Source organism: Streptomyces sp. NPDC012935, assembly GCF_042900345.1.
Lineage (GTDB): Bacteria > Actinomycetota > Actinomycetes > Streptomycetales > Streptomycetaceae > Streptomyces.
In genome coordinates, this window is sequence record NZ_JBIBBC010000010.1 from 266,769 (window position 1) to 285,531 (window position 18,763).

Sequence of the window (18,763 nt, forward strand, 5' to 3'; positions counted from 1 at the left end):
TGGCGAACCTTACGCCGGGCACCTCCGGGCGAGGGCGTGGCCATGGCTCACCCGGAGGTGGATCGGATGCGACTGGGCGAGGGGCCCGCCGGGCCTCAGAGGCCGACGTCGCGGCTGCGGATGTCGTCCAGGGACTCGCGGCGGATCAGGAGCCGTGCGCGGCTGTCGGCCACGGCGACCACCGGGGGGCGTCCGACCAGGTTGTAGCCGGAGGCCATGGACAGGTGATAGGCGCCGGCGGCAGGGACCGCGAGCAGGTCTCCCGGGCGGATGTCGTCGGGGAGCTCGACGTCCGTGGCGACGACGTCACCCGCCTCGCAGTGGCGGCCCACGACGGTCACCGGCCTGGCGGCTGCGGTGCTGTGCCGGCCCACCAGCCGGGGCGCGTAGCGCACCCCGTACAGTGCGGGCCGGGGGTTGTCGCTCATGCCGCCGTCCACCGCCACGTAGGTGTGCGCACCGGTGCGCTTTACGGCGAGGACGTGGTAGAGCGCGATGCCCGCCGGGCCCGCGATCGCCCGTCCCGGCTCGATGACGAGGCGCGGCACGGTAAGCCCGGCCGCCGCGCAGGCCTCGGCCAGTTCGGCCCGCACCCGGCGTGCGAGCAGGGTCAGGTCCAGGGCCGGCTCGCCGGGCCGGTAGGCGATGCCGTGGCCGCCGCCCAGGTCGAGTTCCGGCAGGACCAGGCCGTGCTGTTCGTACAGGCGGGCCATGAGTCCGACGACGCGCCGTACGGCGGCGATGTAGGGCTTGACGCTGGTGATCTGCGAGCCCAAGTGGCAGTGCAGGCCGGTGAGTTCGAGCTGCGGCTGGTCCAGGATGCGGGCGATGGCGTGCTGCGCGTAGCCGTCCGAGATGGACAGGCCGAACTTCTGGTCCTCGGTTCCGGTGCGGATCTTCTCGTGTCCGCCGGCGCTGATGCCGGGCACGACGCGGACCATGACCTTCTGGTGGCCGTCGGGCCCGACCGCCGCGGCCAGCCGGGCGATCTCGGAGGGGCTGTCGATGACGATGCGTCCGACGCCCAGGCGAAGCGCGGTCTCCAGGTCGCGCGGCGACTTGGCGTTGCCGTGGAGCACGATCCGCTCCGGCGGGAAGCCGGTGGTGACCGCGAGTTCCAGTTCACCGGCCGAGCAGACGTCCAGGCCCAGGCCCTCCTCGGCCATCCAGTGGACCATCGCGCGGCACAGGAAAGCCTTGGCCGCGTACAGCACTTCGGCGTCCGGGAAGATATGCCGGTAGGTGCGGCAGCGCTCGCGCACCTCGGTCTCGTCCAGGACGTAGACGGGGGTGCCGAAGCGGTCGGCGACCTCGGCCAGGGGTACGCCACCGACGGAGAGGTCACCCGGGCGGTGCTCAACGGTGGAGACGGGCCATACGGACAGGGCGTCGGCAGGGGCGGTGGCCGTGGCGGTGACCGCGGGTTCGTGAAGCGTGGTCATGTGTGCCCCCTCAGCCGATCCGCAGTGCGGGAACAGCGGCGACGGGCTCGATCGGCGTGGGAGCCGGTGCCGCGAACTGTGGGTCGACGGTGACGGTGGTGACGCCGAGCGGTGCGGTCAGGGCGCGCAGGGCGGGCTCGGCGAGCCGGATCCAGGGCTGGTCGGGGCCGAGGGTGGCGGCCAGCTGCCGCGGAGAGGTGAACCCTACGGCCGTACGGTCGCCGAGGGGCGTACGGAAGAGGCGGGCCGCACAGGCGGCTGCCGGTCCCGGCCGGACCGGAACGTACAGAGGGCCGGCCGGGAACCGATCAGAGGGCTCCGGGTCTTCTTCGTACAGGATGTCTGCCATGGGTGCCTCCGGAAGGATCCGAGGTGGATCGGGTCAGTGGCTCGATGGCCCCGGCGCGGGGAGGCGGACCGGGGCTTGCCACCGAAGGTATGCCCGGCGACGGGGGCTTCGGGCGGCTCATGACGCGATGCTGACGGCGATCGGCCGGACGCTGACGGGACGTTGACGCGGAGTGCGGCCTGCCGGGGGAACGCCGTCAGAGGTCCGCCAAGAAGTGCCGTCAGGCCTGGCTGCGGGCCTGCGGCGGGCGTGTGATGGGAGCGGCCCGTCAGGGCTTCCCGCGAGGACGGCTCGCGGGCGTGCGCGAAGAGAAGAACGGTGGAGTCATGTCCGGTTCCGGCAGCGTCGCGACAGCACGGGTCGTGGTCGGAGTGAGCGGTTCCGTGGGCAGCCTGACCGCCCTGCGCCGGGCCGCCGACGAGGCGCGGCAGCGGGGCGCGCAGCTGTGGCCTGTGCTGGCATGGCAGCCGCCCGGCGGGGACCCCGCCGCCCGGCGCGGTCCGGGGGTGAGCCTGGTGCACGGCGAGTGGCAGCGCCTGGCGCGCGAGCGGCTGGTCGCCGTCCTCAGCGACGTGTTCGGCGAGGCCGGCCCCGGCGTGTGGATGTACGCCCTTGTCGCCCATGGCACCGCCGGACAGGCACTGGTGGAGATCGCCGACCGCGAGGACGACATCCTGGTCGTCGGCGCCGGCCGACGCAGCCGCTGGCATCGCGCGTGCGGCCGCTCGGTGACCCGCTACTGCCTCGCGCATGCCACCTGCCCGGTCCTCGCGGTACCGCCGTCAGCGCTGGAGACGGAGCTGGCGGCCGTGCACCGGCGCAACGCCTGGCGACTGCGGCTGGACACACGGCACTTGGCGCGGGACACGGTGCGGCCGGACGGGGCGTGAACGCAGTCGGCGTCCGAGCCGCTACGGCATCGCCGCAGTCGGCGTCCGAGCCGCTACGGCATCGCCGCAGTCGGCGCTTCCGTCTGCCCCGGCAGCCTCCCCCGCGCCATCCCCAGACTCAGCACCATCGTCAGCCCACCCCCAGGCGTGTCCTCGGCGTTGATCGTGCCTCCCATCGCCTCCGCGAAGCCCCGTGCGACCGCGAGCCCGAGCCCCACTCCGGCTCCGCGCGGGGCGTCGCCGTAGCGCTGGAACGGCTCGAAGATGCGTTCCTTGGCCTCGTCCGGGACGCCCGGGCCGCGGTCGACCACCCGGACCTCGACCCGGTCGGCGATGGCGCTGGCGGCGACCAGCACGGGTTCGTCCTGGCGGCTGTACTTCACGGCGTTCTCGACGACGTTGGCGACGACGCGCTCCAACAGGCCCTTGTCCGCCGAGACCATGGGCAGCGTCTCCGGGATGTCCAGCTCCACGCTGTCCTCCGGCACCCCGCCGAGCGCCATCGGCACCACCTCGTCGAGGTCGATCTCCCTGATCAACGCCTTGACCGTGCCGGTCTGCAGGCGCGACATGTCGAGGAGGTTCCCGACCAGGTGGTCGAGCCGGTCGGCGCCCTCCTCGATCGCCTCCAGCAGTTCGGCCTGATCCTCCTCGGACCAGGCCACGTCGTCGGACCGCAGCGACGAGACCGCCGCCTTGATGCCCGCGAGCGGCGTACGGAGGTCATGGCTGACGGCGGCGAGCAGTGCCGTACGGATGCGGTTGCCCTCGGCCAGTTCCTTGGCCTGGTCGGCCTCCTCCTGGAGCCTGCGGCGGTCCAGGACGACCGCGGCCTGGGCGGCGAAGGCGGCGAGCACCCGGCGGTCCTCGGCGGGCAGCACCCGGCCGGTCAGGGCAAGCGCCATGTGGTCGCCGACCGGCACGTCCACGTCCGCGTCCTCGGGGTTCTGGCAGGGCCTGGGGCCCACGCTGCCCGCGCAGGACCACGGGGCCACCTCGCTCGCCCGCTCCAGCAGGGCCACCGACCCCATCCCGAAGGTCTCGCGGACGCGCTCCAACAGCGCTTCCAGGCTGGTCTCGCCGCGCAGCACGTTCCCGGCGAGGAAGGAGAGGATCTCCGACTCGGCGCGCAGGCGTGCCGCCTGGTGGGTGCGGCGGGCCGCCAGATCCACCACGGAGGCCACCGACACCGCCACGCCGAGGAAGATCGCGATGGCGACGATGTTCTTCGGGTCGGCGATGGTCAGCGTGTGCACCGGTGGCGTGAAGAACCAGTTCAGCAGCAGCGAACCCACCACTGCGGAGGCCAGTGCCGGCAGCAGCCCGCCGAGCAGCGCCGCGGCGACCGTCAGCGCCAGGTACAGCAACATGTCGTTGGCGAGGCCGACTTCGGGCGCGAGGTGCGTCAGCAGGAGGGTCAGGACGACGGCGCCGAGGACCCCGACCAGCCAGCCCCAGATGATCCGCGCCCGGCCGAGCCGGGCAGTGCGGGCCACGGGCAGCCCGCGCCCCTTTCCCGCCTCGCCATGGGTGATCAGGTGGACGTCGAGGTCGGGCCCCGACTCCCGGGCGACCGTCGCGCCGACGCCGGGCCCGAGGACGTACTGCCAGCTCTTGCGACGGGACACGCCGAGCACGATCTGGGTGGCGTTGACGCCGCGCGCGAAGGCCAGCAGGGCCGCCGGGATGTCGTCGCCGACCACGTGGTGGAAGGTGCCGCCGAGGTCCTCCACCAGCCCGCGCTGCACAGCCAGTTCCTTCGGTGACGCGCCGGTCAGGCCGTCGCTGCGGGCGATGTAGACGGCGAGCACCTCACCACCGGCACCCTTCTCCGCCAGCCGCGCGGCCCGGCGGATCAGCGTTCTCCCCTCCGGCCCGCCGGTCAGGCCCACGACGATCCGCTCCCGCGAACCCCATATCGTCGTGACCTCGTGCTCGCTGCGGTACGCGTTGAGGTATTCGTCGACGCGGTCGGCCACCCAGAGCAGGGCCAGCTCCCGCAGTGCCGTCAGGTTCCCGGGGCGGAAGTAGTTGGAGAGGGCCGCGTCGACCCTGTCCGGCTGGTAGACGTTCCCGTGTGCCATCCGGCGGCGCAGCGCCTGTGGCGACATGTCGACCAGCTCGATCTGGTCGGCCCGGCGCACCACCTCGTCCGGCACGGTCTCCTGCTGCCGTACGCCCGTGATCGACTCGACGACGTCCCCCAGCGACTCCAGATGCTGGATGTTGACGGTCGATATCACGTCGATGCCGGCGGCGAGCAGCTCCTCCACGTCCTGCCAGCGCTTGGCGTTGCGCGAGCCGGGGACGTTGGTATGGGCCAGCTCGTCCACCAGCGCCACCTGGGGCCTGCGGGCGAGGACGGCGTCGACGTCCATCTCCGTGAAGGACGAGCCGCGGTACTCCAGTTCCCTGCGCCGAATCTGCTCCAGTCCGTGGAGCATCACCTCGGTGCGCGGCCGGCCGTGGTGCTCCACGAACGCGACCACGCAGTCGGTGCCGCGCTCCACCCGCCGGTGCGCCTCGGAGAGCATCGCGTACGTCTTGCCGACGCCCGGTGCCGCGCCGAGATAGATCCGAAGCCTGCCGCGTCCCATGTTCACCCTTCGAAGCGGTAACCCATGCCGGGTTCGGTGATGAGATGGCGGGGGTGCGAGGGGTCCGCCTCCAGCTTCCGGCGCAGTTGGGCCATGTAGACCCGCAGATAGTTGGTCTTGCCGGACTGGGTGACCCCCCAGACCTCCCGCAGCAGGTGCTTCTGCGTGACGAGGTGCCCGGGACGGGTCACCAGGATCTCCAGCAGATGCCACTCGGTCGGGGTGAGGCGTACGTCGCGGCCGGCCCGTACGACTCTCTTGGCCAGCAGGTCGATGGTGAACTCGGCGGTCGCCACGTGCGTCGTACCTGGGGTGAGCGGGGACTTCTCGGTGCGGCGCACCGCTGCCCGCAGCCGTGCCATGAGCTCGTCCATGCTGAAGGGCTTGGTGACGTAGTCGTCGGCGCCCGCGTCGAGTGCGGCCACCTTCTCGTCGGAGGCCCGACGGGCCGACAGCACCATGATCGGCACACGTGTCCAGCCGCGCAGTGCCTTGATGACATCGACCCCGTCCATGTCGGGCAGACCGAGGTCGAGCATCACCACGTCCGGCTGACGCGCGGCCGCCAGCCGGAGGGCCGTGGCGCCGTCGGGCGCCGCGTCCACTCCGTACCGGCGGGCCTGCATGTTGATCACGAGTGCTCGTACCAGCTGGGGGTCGTCTTCCACGACCAGCACCCGGGTCATCGGTCAGTCGCCCTTGATGAGTTCCTTGAGCGCGATGTTGAGTTCGAGGACGTTCACGCGTGGCTCACCGACGAAGCCGAGCGTGCGTCCCTCGGTGTGGTCGTCGACCAGCTTCTGCACCTGGGCGACGGACAGGTCGTTGCGGTCGGCGACGCGGTGGACCTGGATGTCCGCGTACTGCGGGGAGATGTCGGGGTCCAGACCGGAGGCGGAGGAGGTGACCGCGTCGGCGGGGACCTGGGAGGCCTTGACCGTGTAGCCGGGCACGGAGTTGTCCTTCACGACCTTGGCCTTCGCCTCCTTCACCCACCCGATCAGCTCGGGGTTGTCGCCCGAACGGTTGGTGGCGCCGGACAGGATCAGCTTGTACTGCGTGTTGACCGAGTTCTCACCCAGTCCCTTGGCGGGCCGGGGCTGGAAGTAGTCCAGGCTGTAGCCCTGTTGACCGATCAGCGAGGAACCGACGACCTTGCCGTCCGCCTTGGCCTCCGAGCCGTTCGCCTTGTCGCTGAAGAGCGCTTGCGCCACGCCGGTGACGGCCAGCGGATAGATGACGCCGGTGAGCAGGGTCAGCACGAGCAGGGCCCGCAGGCCCGCCCCGAGCAACCGGGCGGTGTTCGTAACCGAGTTGTTCATGGCGATCAGCCGATTCCGGGGATGAGGGAGATGAGCAGGTCGATGATCTTGATGCCGATGAAGGGCGCGACCAGTCCGCCCAGCCCGTAGATGGTGAGGTTCCGCCGCAACATGCGGTCCGCGCTGACGGGCCGGTACTGCACGCCCTTCAGGGACAGCGGCACCAGCGCGACGATGATCAGCGCATTGAAGATCACCGCGGACAGGATCGCCGAGTCCGGCGAGGACAGGCCCATGATGTTGAGCTTGTCCAGGCCCGGGTAGACGGCCGCGAACAGCGCCGGGATGATCGCGAAGTACTTGGCTACGTCGTTGGCGATGGAGAACGTGGTCAACGCGCCCCGGGTGATCAGCAGTTGCTTGCCGATCTCGACGATCTCGATGAGCTTGGTCGGATTGGAGTCGAGGTCGACCATGTTGCCGGCCTCCTTGGCGGCCGACGTGCCGGTGTTCATCGCCACGCCGACGTCCGCCTGGGCCAGCGCGGGCGCGTCGTTCGTGCCGTCACCGGTCATCGCGACCAGCTTGCCGCCCGCCTGCTCCCGCTTGATGAGCGCCATCTTGTCCTCGGGAGTCGCCTCCGCGAGGAAGTCGTCCACGCCGGCCTCGTCGGCGATCGCCTTGGCGGTCAGCGGGTTGTCACCCGTGATCATGACGGTCTTGATGCCCATGCGGCGCAGTTCCTCGAACCGCTCCCGCATGCCGTCCTTGACGACGTCCTTGAGGTGGATGACGCCGAGGATCCGAGCGCCGTCGGCGTCCTCCACTGCGACCAGCAGCGGGGTGCCACCGGCCTCGGAGATGCGGTTGGCGATCGCGTCCGCGTCGTCGGCGATCGTGCCGCCCTGCTCCCGCACCCAGGCGATGACCGAACCGGCGGCGCCCTTTCGGATCTTGCGGCCGTCGACGTCCACGCCGGACATCCGGGTCTGCGCGGTGAAGGCGATCCACTCGGCACCGGCCAACTCGCCCTGGTGGCGCTCGCGCAGGCCGTACTTATCCTTGGCCAGTACGACGATGGAGCGGCCCTCGGGCGTCTCGTCGGCCAGCGACGACAGCTGGGCTGCGTCGGCGACCTCGGCGTCGGTCGTTCCCGTGACCGGCACGAATTCGGAGGCCTGACGGTTGCCGAGCGTGATGGTGCCGGTCTTGTCGAGCAGCAGCGTGGAGACGTCGCCGGCCGCCTCGACGGCCCTGCCGGACATGGCGAGTACGTTGCGCTGGACCAGCCGGTCCATGCCCGCGATGCCGATCGCGGAGAGCAGGGCGCCGATCGTGGTGGGGATCAGACAGACCAGCAGGGCGACCAGCACGACCATGGTCAGGTGCGTGCCGGCGTAGTCCGCCAGGGGCGGCAGCGTGGCGCAGGCGAGCAGGAAGACGATCGTCAGCGAGGCCAGCAGGATGTTGAGCGCGATCTCGTTCGGTGTCTTCTGCCGGGCGGCGCCCTCGACCAGGTTGATCATCCGGTCGATGAAGGTCTCGCCGGGCCTCGTCGTGATCTTGATGACGATGCGGTCGGAGAGGACCTTCGTACCGCCGGTGACGGCCGAACGGTCGCCGCCGGACTCACGGATGACGGGCGCCGACTCACCGGTGATCGCCGACTCGTCGACGGACGCCACGCCCTCGACGACATCGCCGTCACCGGGGATGACATCTCCGGCCTCGCAGACGACCAGGTCGCCGATCCTCAGCTCGGTGCCGGCGACGACCGTGCCGTCGACCTTGCGCGCCACCGTGTCGGTCTTGGCCTTGCGCAGGGTGTCGGCCTGCGCCTTGCCGCGGCCCTCGGCGACGGCCTCGGCCAGGTTGGCGAAGAGCACCGTCAGCCACAGCCAGGCGCTGATCGTCCAGCCGAACCAGTCGCCGGGGTCCTTGAACGAGAAGGCAGTGGTCAGGACGGACCCGACGAGCACGACGAACATGACCGGGGACTTGACCATCACCCGTGGGCCGAGCTTGCGGAAGGCGTCCGGCAGCGACTTGACCAGTTGCTTGGGGTCGAAGAGGCCGGCACCGACACGGCCCTCGGGGGCCTTGTGCCCGGTGGGTACGTCGCTGTGCGGCGCCCGGGTGGGGGTGACTGTGGACATGGAGTCCTCTTGCTTGTCGATACGAGTGGTCATGACGCCAGCCCCTCGGCCAGCGGACCCAGCGCCAGCGCCGGGAAGTACGTCAGACCGGTGATGATGATGATCGTGCCGACCAGCAGACCCGCGTAGAGCGGCTTGTCGGTCCGCAGCGTGCCCGCGGTGGCCGGGACGGGCTTCTGCTCGGCGAGCGAGCCGGCCAGCGCCAGCACGAACACCATCGGCAGGAAGCGGCCGAACAGCATGGCCAGGCCCAGCGTCGAGTTGAACCACTGGGTGTCCGCGTTCAGACCGGCGAAGGCCGAGCCGTTGTTGTTGGAGGCGGACGTGTAGGCGTAGAGGATCTCGGAGAAGCCGTGCGCCCCGCTGTTCGTCATGGAGTTGCCCGGCGTGGGCAGCGCCATGGCCGCGGCGGTGAAGATCAGCACCAGCGCCGGTGTGATCAGGATGTAGCAGGCCGCCAGCTTGATCTCACGGGAGCCGATCTTCTTGCCCAGGTACTCGGGCGTACGGCCGACCATCAGACCGGCGATGAACACCGCGATGATCGCCATGATCAGCATGCCGTACAGTCCGGAACCGGTACCGCCCGGCGCGATCTCGCCCAGCATCATCCCGAGCATGGTGATACCGCCGCCAAGGCCGGTGAACGAGGAGTGGAAGGAGTCCACCGCACCGGTCGAGGTGAGCGTGGTCGCCGTCGCGAAGATGGACGAGCCGCCGACACCGAACCGGACCTCCTTGCCCTCGTAGGCCCCGCCCGCGATGTCGAACGCCGGGCCGTGGTGGGCGAACTCGGTCCACATCATCAGCGCCGTGAAGCCGAGCCAGATGGTGGCCATCGTCGCGAGGATCGCGTAGCCCTGCTTCACCGAGCCGACCATGAGGCCGAAGGTGCGGGTCAGCGCGAACGGGATCACCAGGATCAGGAAGATCTCGAACAGGTTCGAGAACGGGGTGGGGTTCTCGAAGGGGTGGGCGCTGTTGGCGTTGAAGTAGCCGCCCCCGTTGGTACCCAGCTCCTTGATCGCCTCCTGCGAGGCGACCGCGCCGCCGTTCCACTGCTGCTGCCCGCCCATGAACTGGCCGACCTCGTGGATGCCGGAGAAGTTCTGGATGGCACCGGAGGCGACCAGGACGACCGCGGCGACCGCCGCGATCGGCACCAGGATGCGTACGACACCCCGCACCAGGTCGGACCAGAAGTTGCCCAGCTCACCGGTGCGCGAGCGCGCGAACCCGCGCACCAGCGCCACCGCCACCGCGATACCGACGGCCGCGGACACGAAGTTCTGCACGGCCAGCCCGCCGGTCTGCACGACGTGGCCCATGGCCTGCTCGCCGTAGTACGACTGCCAGTTGGTGTTGGTGACGAAGGACACCGCGGTGTTGAACGCCTGGTCCGGATCGATCGCGGAGAAGCCCAGCGAACCGGGCAGCACGCCCTGAAGTCGCTGCAACAGATACAGGAACAGCACGCCCGCCACCGAGAAGGCGAGCACACCGCGCAGATACGCGGGCCAGCGCATCTCGGTGTCGGGGTCGGCACCGATGCCCTTGTAGATCCACTTCTCGACACGCCAGTGACGGTCCGAGGAGTAGACCCTGGCCATGTAGGTGCCGAGGGGTATGTAGGCGAGAGCCAGCGCGCCGATCAGGGCGAGCAGCTGGAGGACGCCGGCGAGTACGGGACCCATGTCTGCTCTCAGAACCTCTCCGGGAAGATCAGGGCGAGGACGAGATAGCCCAGCAGGGCGACGGCCACGACAAGGCCGACGATGTTCTCGGCAGTCACAGCTTGGTCACCCCCTTGGCGACGAGCGCCACCAGCGCGAAGCACGCGATCGCGGTGACGACGAAGGCCAGATCGGCCATCGTGAACTCCTGGAGTGAGGATCGGCTGAACAGGGACGATTCGAGGAAACAGCCTCAGTGGCCGGATTCGGCCGCCGTTGACGGGTCCCTTACGGCGCTCTGCGCCTCCTTGACGGGACTCATACGCGGACCGTCCCGAGGTCGGAACAAGCGCAGCCGCAGCCGGACATGGGCGGCGATGGCCGGCGTGACCGGAAGCGTGAAGCCGAGGCCGTGCGCACCGGCGGCGGCCAGGACGAGGTCGGTCGCCTCGGGCCCGTAGGCCACCGACGCCACGGCGTCGAGCGAGAGGACGGCCAGCCCGGTGACCGCCACCCCGGGCACGGTGGTCAGGGCGGACATGGCGCGGGCGCCTTTGTACGGAACGAACAGTCGCGGAGGAAACCCGCGGGCGAGGCACCAAGGTTCTGACCGGATCCCGCCGTTCGCTGTCACTCCTTGCGCATTCTTCGCGTCGAACCGACCGTCCTCGACGGCACTTTGACGCCCAAGGGCCGCCGGGAGCCGCGCGATCGGCCACAGCCGACCCGCGTCGGCCGAACCCCAGGCGCCCTCCCCGGCACGCGCACCGTGACGCTGGGTGTCCACCTCCCCGAGAGGCAGCCGCCCCTCCCCGTGCGACCGAACGCCGCCCATACGACCCCGGAGCTCGGCCAATACCTTTCACCACGCCCCGACCCGGCCAGTCTTAACGGAAGCTTGACGCTCACAGCCCCCCGATCCGTGGGCCCATGCGTCACTCTCCGCTTACGCTGATCCCGCCGTCCGCGTGATGGCCGAAATCGCGCCGACCCGCACATCAGGAGCACGCCGATGGCCACGACCGAACACTCGACGTCCAGTCGGGTGCGCTCCTGGATGCTGCAAGGGCTGTCCGACATGGGCAAGGGCCACGGCCCCCAGGGCCCGCACGCCGAGCCGGAGCCCGCCCACGAAGGCCAGCCCTGGTACCGCGTCATGTGCCTCACCGGCGTCGACTACTTCTCGACCCTCGGCTACCAGCCAGGAATCGCGGCCCTCGCGGCCGGCCTGCTCTCCCCCATCGCCACGATCGTGCTCGTGATCGTCACACTGGCGGGCGCTCTGCCCGTCTACCGGCGGGTGGCGGAGGAGAGCCCGCATGGCGAGGGCTCGATCTCGATGCTTGAGCGGCTGCTGTCCTTCTGGAAGGGCAAGCTGTTCGTCCTGACCTTGCTGGGCTTCGCCGCCACCGACTTCCTGATCACCATCACCCTGTCGGCGGCCGACGCCTCGACCCATCTGGTCGAGAACCCTCACCTGAACAGCGCCCTGCACGACAAGCAGCTGCTGATCACCCTCATCCTCGTGGCCCTGCTCGGCGCGGTGTTCCTCAAGGGCTTCCTGGAGGCCATCGGCGTCGCCGTCGCCCTGGTGGGCATCTACCTCGCGCTGAACGCGGTCGTCGTGGTCGCCGGCCTCTATCACATCGTCACCGAGGGGCACGTGATCACCGACTGGTCCACGGCCCTCACGGCCGAGCACGGCAACGTCTTCGTCATGATCGGCGTGGCCCTGATCGTCTTCCCCAAGCTCGCGCTCGGTCTGTCAGGGTTCGAGACCGGGGTCGCGGTGATGCCGCACGTCAAGGGCGACCCGGGGGACACCGAGGCGCAGCCGAAGGGGCGGATCCGGGACACGAAGAAGCTCCTCACCACCGCCGCCCTGATCATGAGCTGCTTCCTGATCACGACGAGCTTCATCACCACGCTGCTGATCCCGGAGAAGGAGTTCGAACCGGGCGGCCAGGCCAACGGCCGCGCGCTCGCCTTCCTCGCGCACGAGTACCTGGGTGGCGCGTTCGGCACCGTCTACGACGTCTCGACGATCGCCATCCTCTGGTTCGCCGGCGCCTCCGCCATGGCCGGGCTGCTCAACCTGATGCCCCGCTATCTGCCCCGCTACGGCATGGCCCCGCACTGGGCGCGCGCGGTGCGCCCGATGGTCATCGTCTTCACCCTGGTCGCCTTCCTCGTCACCTGGATCTTCGACGCCGACGTCGACGCCCAGGGCGGCGCCTACGCCACCGGTGTCCTGGTACTGATCAGCTCCGCCGCGATCGCGGTGACCATCGCGGCCCGCAAGGCCGGTCAGCGCAACTGGACCATCGGCTTCGCCGTCATCTCCGCGGTGTTCCTGTACACGACCGTGGTGAACGTCATCGAGCGCCCGGACGGTGTGAAGATCGGCGCCTGCTTCATCGCCGGCATCATCCTCGTCTCCCTGCTCTCGCGACTGCGTCGCGCCTTCGAACTCCGGGTGACCAGCGTGACGTTCGACGCCATGGCGGAACGATTCATCCGGGACGTGGCCAGCCGCAAGATCCGCTTCATCGCCAACGAGCCCGATCGGCGGGACATGGCGGAGTACCGCGACAAGATCGAGCAGATCCGGGCCGACAACGACGTCCCGGGCCAGGAGGACTTCGTCTTCGTCGAGGTGACGGTCACCGACCCGTCAGAGTTCGAGGCCGGTCTGACCGTACGCGGCGAGGTCCTGCACAACCGCTACCGCGTCCTCACCCTGGAGTCCTCCTCCATCCCCAATGCCCTGGCCGCGCTGCTCCTGCGCGTCCGCGACAACACCGGCCGCATTCCGCACATCTACTTCGAGTGGACCGAGGGCAGTCCCTTCGCCAACTTCCTGCGCTTCTTCCTCTTCGGCCAGGGCGAGGTCGCCCCGGTCACCCGCGAGGTGCTGCGCGAGGCGGAGCCCGACCGGGACCGCCGGCCCCGGGTGCACACCGGCTGAAACGGACGCCGGCATCAGGATCGCGTCAAGGTTGCACCGTAAGGCGTCAGAGCACCGACTGCGGCGGTCTTACCGGCGCCTCGGAGCCCTACCGTCTGCACTGTGCAGGGAAGCGGACCTCTTCCGGTGCCGACCGGCGACCGCCACTGGCGTGGCAGCGCCCGGTTCGCCGTGGGCTGCGCCCTGGCCTTCCTCGGCATGACCCTGCTGGTCGATCTGGACGGGGAGACGCTGACACCGCCACGGGCCCTGCTGTGGCTGGCCCTCACCGCTCTGCTCTTCACGATCCTGTTCCCCCAGCGGGTGACCGCGGGCCCGGGCTGGCTGGCGGTGCGTGGCCTCGTACGACGGCAGTCGGTGCGTACGGACGCGCTGGTCGCCGTACGACAGCACGGCCGCGTCTCCGCTCTTCTGACCCTGCGCGACACGGACGGCTGCCGACTGGACCTGGACCCACGGATCCTCGTCGCCAACCCGCTGCTCTGGCACGAGTTGGACACCGGGGTGCGCCGCTCACGCGAACGCGGGACGCTCCTCGAAGGCACGGACGTGGTCGAGCGGTTGGGCCACCAGATCGACGACGCGGCGGCGCAGGCAGTGCTCAGGGCGTCGGGGATGTTCTGAACCGCGTGCGCCGCGCAGGACGTACCACTATCCGGCCGTACTGCATGCGCCCGGCGATCTCGACCCGCAGCACGACCGGCGCACCGGCCTCACCGGCCTTTCCGGCCGGACGTGTCCTCACCTTGGCGTAGTCGATCGCCAGGGAGTCGGTGTCCACCACCACACCGGGCCGCGTGACCAGCCTCAGCGTGCCACCGCGCATGTCCAGGTCGATCCGCAGGGTCCCGCCGGCTGTCGCCGCCTGCGTGAAGTCGAGGGTCACATCACCCCAGGACGACTCGATCTCCAGCCGCCGGGGTACCACCCAGGCGCCGCCCCGCACGGCCGAACCGCCTTGCTGCTCGATCCGGACGACGTCCTTGACCTCGACACCGCCCGGCACCGACGGCAGATCCACCGTCAGCTCGGCCAACTCGGCCACCGTGCGGGCGGAGAGAGCGGCGGTCACGCGCTCGTCCAGCTCCTCCATGGTCAGCCGGCCGTCCGCCGCCGCGGCGTTCAGAACGTCCACCGCACGGTCCCGGTCCGTGTCCGAAGCCCGCAGCCCCGTGTGCGACAGCTCAGTCGCCATGCCCTCACCCCGTTCTGACCCGCCGACCCCACTAACGCTATATCGCGTTATACCCAACGGCCAACCCCCTGCCTCGAGTTCCCCGCCCGGCCCCTATCGTGACCGGCATGCAGTCCTACACGATCGGCCAGGCGGCGCGGCTGCTCGGCGTGAGCCCCGACACCGCACGCCGCTGGGCGGACGCCGGCCGCGTCGCGACCCACCGCGACGACACCGGACGGCGACTCATCGACGGCAAGGACCTCGCCGCGTTCTCCGTCGAACTCGCCAGGGCCGGCAGCGACGAGGAGGAAGCCTCCTACACCTCGGCCCGCAACGCCTTCCCCGGCATCGTCACCGCGATCAAACTCGGCGACGTGGCGGCCCAGGTGGAGATCCAGGCCGGCCCGCACCGCCTGGTCTCCCTCCTGACCCGCGAGGCGGTCGAGGAACTGGGCCTGGAAGTCGGCATGGAGGCCACCGCCCGCGTGAAGTCGACGAACGTCCACATCGACCGCACGTAAACGGACAGGGCACGTCGTTACGGTAGGGGCCGGATTCCGCAAACCCTCACAAATCCCCCCTCTCCTCCTCTCCCTCTCCCACTGTCTGCGAGGCGTCCCCCATGAGCCTGAGCATCCGCAACCAACTGCCCGGCACCATCACCGCCATCGCACCCGGCGAGGTCATGGCAACCGTCAAGGTCCACCTAGACAGCGGTCAGGACCTCACCGCGGCGATCACCCGTGATGCCGTCGAGGACCTCGGCCTGGCCGAGGGAACCGGCGTGACGGCCCTCGTGAAAGCGACGGAGATCTCCCTCTCCACCGCACCGATCAGCGGCCTGTCCATCCGCAACCAGCTCCCCGGCACGGTCACCGGTATCGCCACGGGCGGCGCGATGGCCTCGGTGAAAATCGCCGTGAAGGGCGGCGTGCTGACGGCAGCCATCACCAGGGACGCCACCAACGACCTTGCCCTGGCCCCCGGAATGCCCGTCGTAGCCCTGGTCAAGGCGACGGAGGTGGCACTTGCGACCGCGTGAAACGGGAGGGCACCGGCCGCCTACGCGAGGCAGGGCGGGTGCCCCGCCGCCCTGACACACGAGGGCTCCACGCACCGCCCTGACACACGAGGGCTCCGCCCGACCGAACACGGTCGGAGCGGAGCCCTCGATCACCTACGCCGGTGCGTCAGCCCTCGTACGCGTCCATCGGCGGGCAGGAGCACACCAGGTTCCGGTCGCCGAAGGCCTGGTCGATCCGGCGCACCGGCGGCCAGTACTTGTCGGCGGCCGACACCCCGGCCGGGAACACGGCCTCCTCACGGCTGTACGCGTGCTCCCACTCACCGCCCAGCGCACCGGCGGTGTGCGGAGCGTTCCGCAGCGGGTTGTCGTCCGCGGGCCACTCACCCGACCCGACCTTCTCGATCTCCGCACGAATGGCGATCATCGTCTCGCAGAACCGGTCGAGTTCGTTCAGGTCCTCGGACTCGGTCGGCTCGATCATCAGCGTCCCGGCCACCGGGAACGACATCGTCGGCGCGTGGAAGCCGTAGTCGATGAGCCGCTTGGCCACGTCGTCGACGCTCACCCCGGTCGCCTTGGTCAGCGGCCGCAGATCGATGATGCACTCGTGCGCGACGAGCCCGCCTGGCCCGGTGTAGAGCACCGGGTAGTGCGGCTCCAGCCGCTTGGCGATGTAGTTGGCGGACAGCACCGCCACCTGCGTGGCCCGCTTGAGCCCCTCGCCGCCCATGAGGCGTACGTACGACCACGAGATCGGCAGGATCCCGGCGGAACCCCAGGGCGCGGCCGAGATGGGGCCGACGCCCGTCTCCGGGCCGGCCGCGGGCTGCAGCGGGTGGTTCGGCAGATACGGCGCCAGGTGCGCACGTACACCGACGGGCCCGACGCCCGGACCGCCACCGCCGTGCGGAATGCAGAAGGTCTTGTGCAGATTCAGATGCGAGACATCGCCACCGAAGTGGCCTGGCTTGGCAAGCCCCACAAGGGCGTTGAGGTTGGCGCCGTCGACGTACACCTGCCCGCCGGCCTCGTGCACCTGCGCACAGATGTCGGCGACGTGCTCCTCGAACACGCCGTGCGTCGACGGGTACGTGATCATCAGCACCGACAACTCGTCCCGGTGCTTCTCGATCTTCGCCCGCAGATCCTCGACGTCGATCTCACCGTCATCGGCGGTCTTCACGACGACGACCTTCATACCGGCCATGACGGCACTGGCGGCGTTGGTCCCATGGGCGGACGACGGGATCAGACAGACGGTCCGCTGCTCGTCCCCGTTGGCCCGGTGATACCCGCGTACGGCGAGCAGCCCGGCCAGCTCACCCTGCGACCCGGCGTTGGGCTGCAGCGACACCTTGTCGTAGCCGGTGACCTCGGCGAGACGTTCCTCCAGCTCACGGATGAGCGTCAGATAGCCCTGCGCCTGCTCGGCGGGCGCGAAGGGGTGCAGCTGCCCGAACTCCGGCCAGGTGACCGGCTCCATCTCGGTCGTCGCGTTGAGCTTCATCGTGCAGGAGCCCAGCGGGATCATGCCGCGGTCGAGCGCGTAGTCGCGATCGGCGAGCCTGCGCAGGTAGCGCAGCATCGCGGTCTCGGAACGATGCTGGTGGAAGACGGGGTGCGTGAGGACCTCGTCGCTGCGCAGCAGCCCGCCCGGAAGGGCGTCCTCCGCCCCCTCATCCAGCGCCTCGACGTCACCGTCGACCCCGAACGCCGTCCATACGGCGCCCAGTTGGGCCCGCGTGGTGGTCTCGTCACAGGCGAGGGACACGTGGTCGGCGTCGACGAGGCGCAGGTTGACGCCGTTCTGCCGGGCGGCGGCGACAACTTCGGCGGCCTTCGCGGGCACCCGCACGGTCAGCGTGTCGAAGTAGGAACCGTGCACGACCTCGACCCCACCGGCCGTGAGGCCCGCGGCGAGAATGGCGGCGTACCGGTGAGTGCGCCGGGCGATACCGCGCAGCCCGTCGGGGCCGTGGTACACGGCGTACATGCCGGCCATCACGGCGAGCAGCACCTGAGCGGTGCAGATGTTGCTTGTCGCCTTCTCGCGGCGAATGTGCTGCTCACGCGTCTGGAGAGCCAGCCGGTACGCCCTGTTCCCGTCGACGTCCACGGACACGCCCACGAGCCTTCCGGGCAGGCTGCGCGCGAACTTCTCGTGTACGGCCATGTAGCCGGCGTGCGGCCCGCCGAAGCCCATCGGCACACCGAACCGCTGCGTCGTCCCGACCGCGATGTCCGCCCCGAGCTCACCGGGGGACTTCAGCAGCGTGAGCGCGAGCAGATCGGCGGCGACGGTGACGAGGGCGCCGAGCTCATGGGCCTGCTCGATGACGGGCTTGATGTCCTGTACGACGCCGGAGGCGCCCGGGTACTGGAGCAGCACGCCGTTGATCTCCCGCCCGGCGACCTCGGCCGGAATGCCGTCGCTTAGGTCGGCGACCACGACCTCCACGCCGGTGGGCTCGGCACGGGTCTCGATCACGGCGATGGTCTGCGGAAGCACGTCCGCGTCGACCAGGAACAGCCCCTTCTTGTTCTTGCCCATCCGCAGCGACAGGGCCATGGCCTCGGCCGCAGCGGTCCCCTCGTCCAGCAGCGAGGCACCGGAGGTCGGCAGCCCGGTGAGGTCGGCGACCATGGTCTGGAAGTTCAGCAGGGCCTCGAGCCGCCCCTGCGAGATCTCGGGCTGGTACGGCGTGTAAGCCGTGTACCAAGCCGGGTTCTCCATGACATTGCGCAGGATGACCGGCGGCGTGAAGGTCCCGTAGTACCCGAGCCCGATCATCGAGTCCAGTACCTGGTTGCGATCGGCGAGCGACCGCAGCTCGGCGAGCACCTCAGCCTCGGTACGCGCCCCCGGCAGTTCGAGGGAGTCGGCGTTCTTGATCACATCCGGCACCGCGGCGGCGGTGAGCTCGTCGAGCGAGCCGTACCCGACCTGGGCGAGCATCTTGGCCCGAGCCTCATGATCAGGGCCGATATGACGCTGCTCGAAAGGAATACCCTGCTCGAGCTCGGAGAGCGGAATGCGATGGGCGGTCATTGCGGAGGCCTCCTGGTCTGACACGACCTTCGAGGGGCACCACGGCACGGGTACCCGGACGGCCTCCCCCTCTGTCATCTCAACCTGAGAGCTTCACCGGGTCACCACAAGGTGCCCGGTTTTCACCGTCGGTGAGAGCGGAGGCCATCGACACCCGCCCTGCTTTCCAGAGT

At 69.9% G+C, this 18,763-nt stretch carries 15 protein-coding genes and 1 pseudogene; 5 read left to right on the top strand and 11 right to left on the bottom strand.

Features of this window, described 5'->3' with window-relative positions; all coding sequences use genetic code 11:
• Positions 1–95: 95 nt before the first annotated feature.
• Together lysA and ACFY5C_RS24895 are read right to left on the bottom strand one after the other, a co-directional pair.
• Positions 96–1,442 (bottom strand): diaminopimelate decarboxylase, encoded by a 1,347-nt coding sequence (gene lysA, locus ACFY5C_RS24890; RefSeq protein ID WP_389447624.1) that lies wholly within the window; start codon positions 1,440–1,442, stop codon positions 96–98.
• Between the two features lie 10 nt (positions 1,443–1,452).
• Positions 1,453–1,791 carry an SAV_915 family protein gene (locus ACFY5C_RS24895; protein WP_389447625.1) on the bottom strand — a complete coding sequence of 113 codons (339 nt, stop codon included), beginning with the start codon at positions 1,789–1,791 and terminating at the stop codon, positions 1,453–1,455.
• Between the two features lie 326 nt (positions 1,792–2,117).
• Here ACFY5C_RS24895 and ACFY5C_RS24900 point away from each other — a divergent pair, with 326 nt between their 5' ends.
• Positions 2,118–2,681, top strand: a complete 564-nt coding sequence (locus ACFY5C_RS24900) for a universal stress protein (RefSeq protein ID WP_389447627.1) — start codon at positions 2,118–2,120, stop codon at positions 2,679–2,681.
• 53 nt (positions 2,682–2,734) lie between these two features.
• On the opposite strand, the gene ACFY5C_RS24905 is transcribed toward ACFY5C_RS24900, so the two are convergent.
• The 7 genes and pseudogenes from ACFY5C_RS24905 to ACFY5C_RS24935 form a co-directional block, all read right to left on the bottom strand.
• Positions 2,735–5,278 (bottom strand): DUF4118 domain-containing protein, encoded by a 2,544-nt coding sequence (locus ACFY5C_RS24905; protein ID WP_389447628.1) that lies wholly within the window; start codon positions 5,276–5,278, stop codon positions 2,735–2,737.
• Positions 5,279–5,280: 2 nt separating this feature from the next.
• Positions 5,281–5,964 carry a response regulator gene (locus tag ACFY5C_RS24910; RefSeq protein WP_389447630.1) on the bottom strand — a complete coding sequence of 228 codons (684 nt, stop codon included), beginning with the start codon at positions 5,962–5,964 and terminating at the stop codon, positions 5,281–5,283.
• Positions 5,965–5,967: 3 nt separating this feature from the next.
• A complete protein-coding gene (locus tag ACFY5C_RS24915; protein ID WP_389447632.1) occupies positions 5,968–6,600 on the bottom strand; it encodes a potassium-transporting ATPase subunit C in 633 nt (210 codons plus the stop codon).
• Between the two features lie 5 nt (positions 6,601–6,605).
• Positions 6,606–8,729 (bottom strand): potassium-transporting ATPase subunit KdpB, encoded by a 2,124-nt coding sequence (kdpB, locus tag ACFY5C_RS24920; protein WP_389447634.1) that lies wholly within the window; start codon positions 8,727–8,729, stop codon positions 6,606–6,608.
• Positions 8,726–10,390 carry a potassium-transporting ATPase subunit KdpA gene (kdpA, locus tag ACFY5C_RS24925; RefSeq protein ID WP_389447636.1) on the bottom strand — a complete coding sequence of 555 codons (1,665 nt, stop codon included), beginning with the start codon at positions 10,388–10,390 and terminating at the stop codon, positions 8,726–8,728. The genes kdpB and kdpA overlap by 4 nt, the downstream gene beginning before the upstream one ends.
• An 8-nt stretch (positions 10,391–10,398) precedes the next feature.
• The gene (gene kdpF / locus ACFY5C_RS24930) at positions 10,399–10,488 is read right to left on the bottom strand and encodes a K(+)-transporting ATPase subunit F (protein ID WP_016434100.1); all 90 of its coding nucleotides are present in this window, start codon (positions 10,486–10,488) and stop codon (positions 10,399–10,401) included.
• Between the two features lie 221 nt (positions 10,489–10,709).
• Positions 10,710–10,910: pseudogene (locus ACFY5C_RS24935) on the bottom strand (amino acid permease); the annotation flags it as partial.
• Positions 10,911–11,381: 471 nt separating this feature from the next.
• Between ACFY5C_RS24935 and ACFY5C_RS24940 the strand changes: the two are divergent.
• A complete protein-coding gene (locus ACFY5C_RS24940) occupies positions 11,382–13,337 on the top strand; it encodes an APC family permease (protein ID WP_389447638.1) in 1,956 nt (651 codons plus the stop codon).
• A 102-nt stretch (positions 13,338–13,439) separates the two neighbouring features.
• Positions 13,440–13,961, top strand: coding sequence for a hypothetical protein (locus ACFY5C_RS24945; protein ID WP_389447639.1), 522 nt, complete (start codon positions 13,440–13,442; stop codon positions 13,959–13,961).
• On the opposite strand, the gene ACFY5C_RS24950 is transcribed toward ACFY5C_RS24945, so the two are convergent.
• Positions 13,939–14,532: a DUF1707 domain-containing protein gene (locus ACFY5C_RS24950; protein ID WP_389447641.1), complete on the bottom strand. Its 594-nt coding sequence runs from the start codon at positions 14,530–14,532 to the stop codon at positions 13,939–13,941. The genes ACFY5C_RS24945 and ACFY5C_RS24950 overlap by 23 nt on opposite strands.
• 107 nt (positions 14,533–14,639) lie before the next feature.
• On the opposite strand from ACFY5C_RS24950, the gene ACFY5C_RS24955 reads away from it, so the two are divergent.
• The gene (locus tag ACFY5C_RS24955; protein ID WP_389447643.1) at positions 14,640–15,035 is read left to right on the top strand and encodes a molybdopterin-binding protein; all 396 of its coding nucleotides are present in this window, start codon (positions 14,640–14,642) and stop codon (positions 15,033–15,035) included.
• A gap of 101 nt (positions 15,036–15,136) precedes the next feature.
• A complete protein-coding gene (locus ACFY5C_RS24960; protein WP_389447645.1) occupies positions 15,137–15,556 on the top strand; it encodes a molybdopterin-binding protein in 420 nt (139 codons plus the stop codon).
• A gap of 148 nt (positions 15,557–15,704) precedes the next feature.
• On the opposite strand, the gene gcvP is transcribed toward ACFY5C_RS24960, so the two are convergent.
• Positions 15,705–18,590 (bottom strand): aminomethyl-transferring glycine dehydrogenase, encoded by a 2,886-nt coding sequence (gene gcvP, locus ACFY5C_RS24965; RefSeq protein ID WP_389447646.1) that lies wholly within the window; start codon positions 18,588–18,590, stop codon positions 15,705–15,707.
• Between the last annotated feature and the right edge of the window lie 173 nt (positions 18,591–18,763).

Bases quoted from the DNA above. Each gene is read 5' to 3' on its own strand.
- kdpB (WP_389447634.1), bottom strand. From the start codon at position 8,729: ATGACCACTCGTATCGACAAGCAAGAGGACTCCATGTCCACAGTCACC.
- ACFY5C_RS24895 (WP_389447625.1), bottom strand. From the start codon at position 1,791: ATGGCAGACATCCTGTACGAAGAAGACCCGGAGCCCTCTGATCGGTTC.
- ACFY5C_RS24960 (WP_389447645.1), top strand. From the start codon at position 15,137: ATGAGCCTGAGCATCCGCAACCAACTGCCCGGCACCATCACCGCCATC.
- gcvP (WP_389447646.1), bottom strand. From the start codon at position 18,590: ATGACCGCCCATCGCATTCCGCTCTCCGAGCTCGAGCAGGGTATTCCT.
- ACFY5C_RS24910 (WP_389447630.1), bottom strand. From the start codon at position 5,964: ATGACCCGGGTGCTGGTCGTGGAAGACGACCCCCAGCTGGTACGAGCA.
- kdpA (WP_389447636.1), bottom strand. From the start codon at position 10,390: ATGGGTCCCGTACTCGCCGGCGTCCTCCAGCTGCTCGCCCTGATCGGC.
- ACFY5C_RS24900 (WP_389447627.1), top strand. From the start codon at position 2,118: ATGTCCGGTTCCGGCAGCGTCGCGACAGCACGGGTCGTGGTCGGAGTG.
- ACFY5C_RS24915 (WP_389447632.1), bottom strand. From the start codon at position 6,600: ATGAACAACTCGGTTACGAACACCGCCCGGTTGCTCGGGGCGGGCCTG.
- ACFY5C_RS24905 (WP_389447628.1), bottom strand. From the start codon at position 5,278: ATGGGACGCGGCAGGCTTCGGATCTATCTCGGCGCGGCACCGGGCGTC.
- ACFY5C_RS24950 (WP_389447641.1), bottom strand. From the start codon at position 14,532: ATGGCGACTGAGCTGTCGCACACGGGGCTGCGGGCTTCGGACACGGAC.
- lysA (WP_389447624.1), bottom strand. From the start codon at position 1,442: ATGACCACGCTTCACGAACCCGCGGTCACCGCCACGGCCACCGCCCCT.
- ACFY5C_RS24940 (WP_389447638.1), top strand. From the start codon at position 11,382: ATGGCCACGACCGAACACTCGACGTCCAGTCGGGTGCGCTCCTGGATG.
- ACFY5C_RS24955 (WP_389447643.1), top strand. From the start codon at position 14,640: ATGCAGTCCTACACGATCGGCCAGGCGGCGCGGCTGCTCGGCGTGAGC.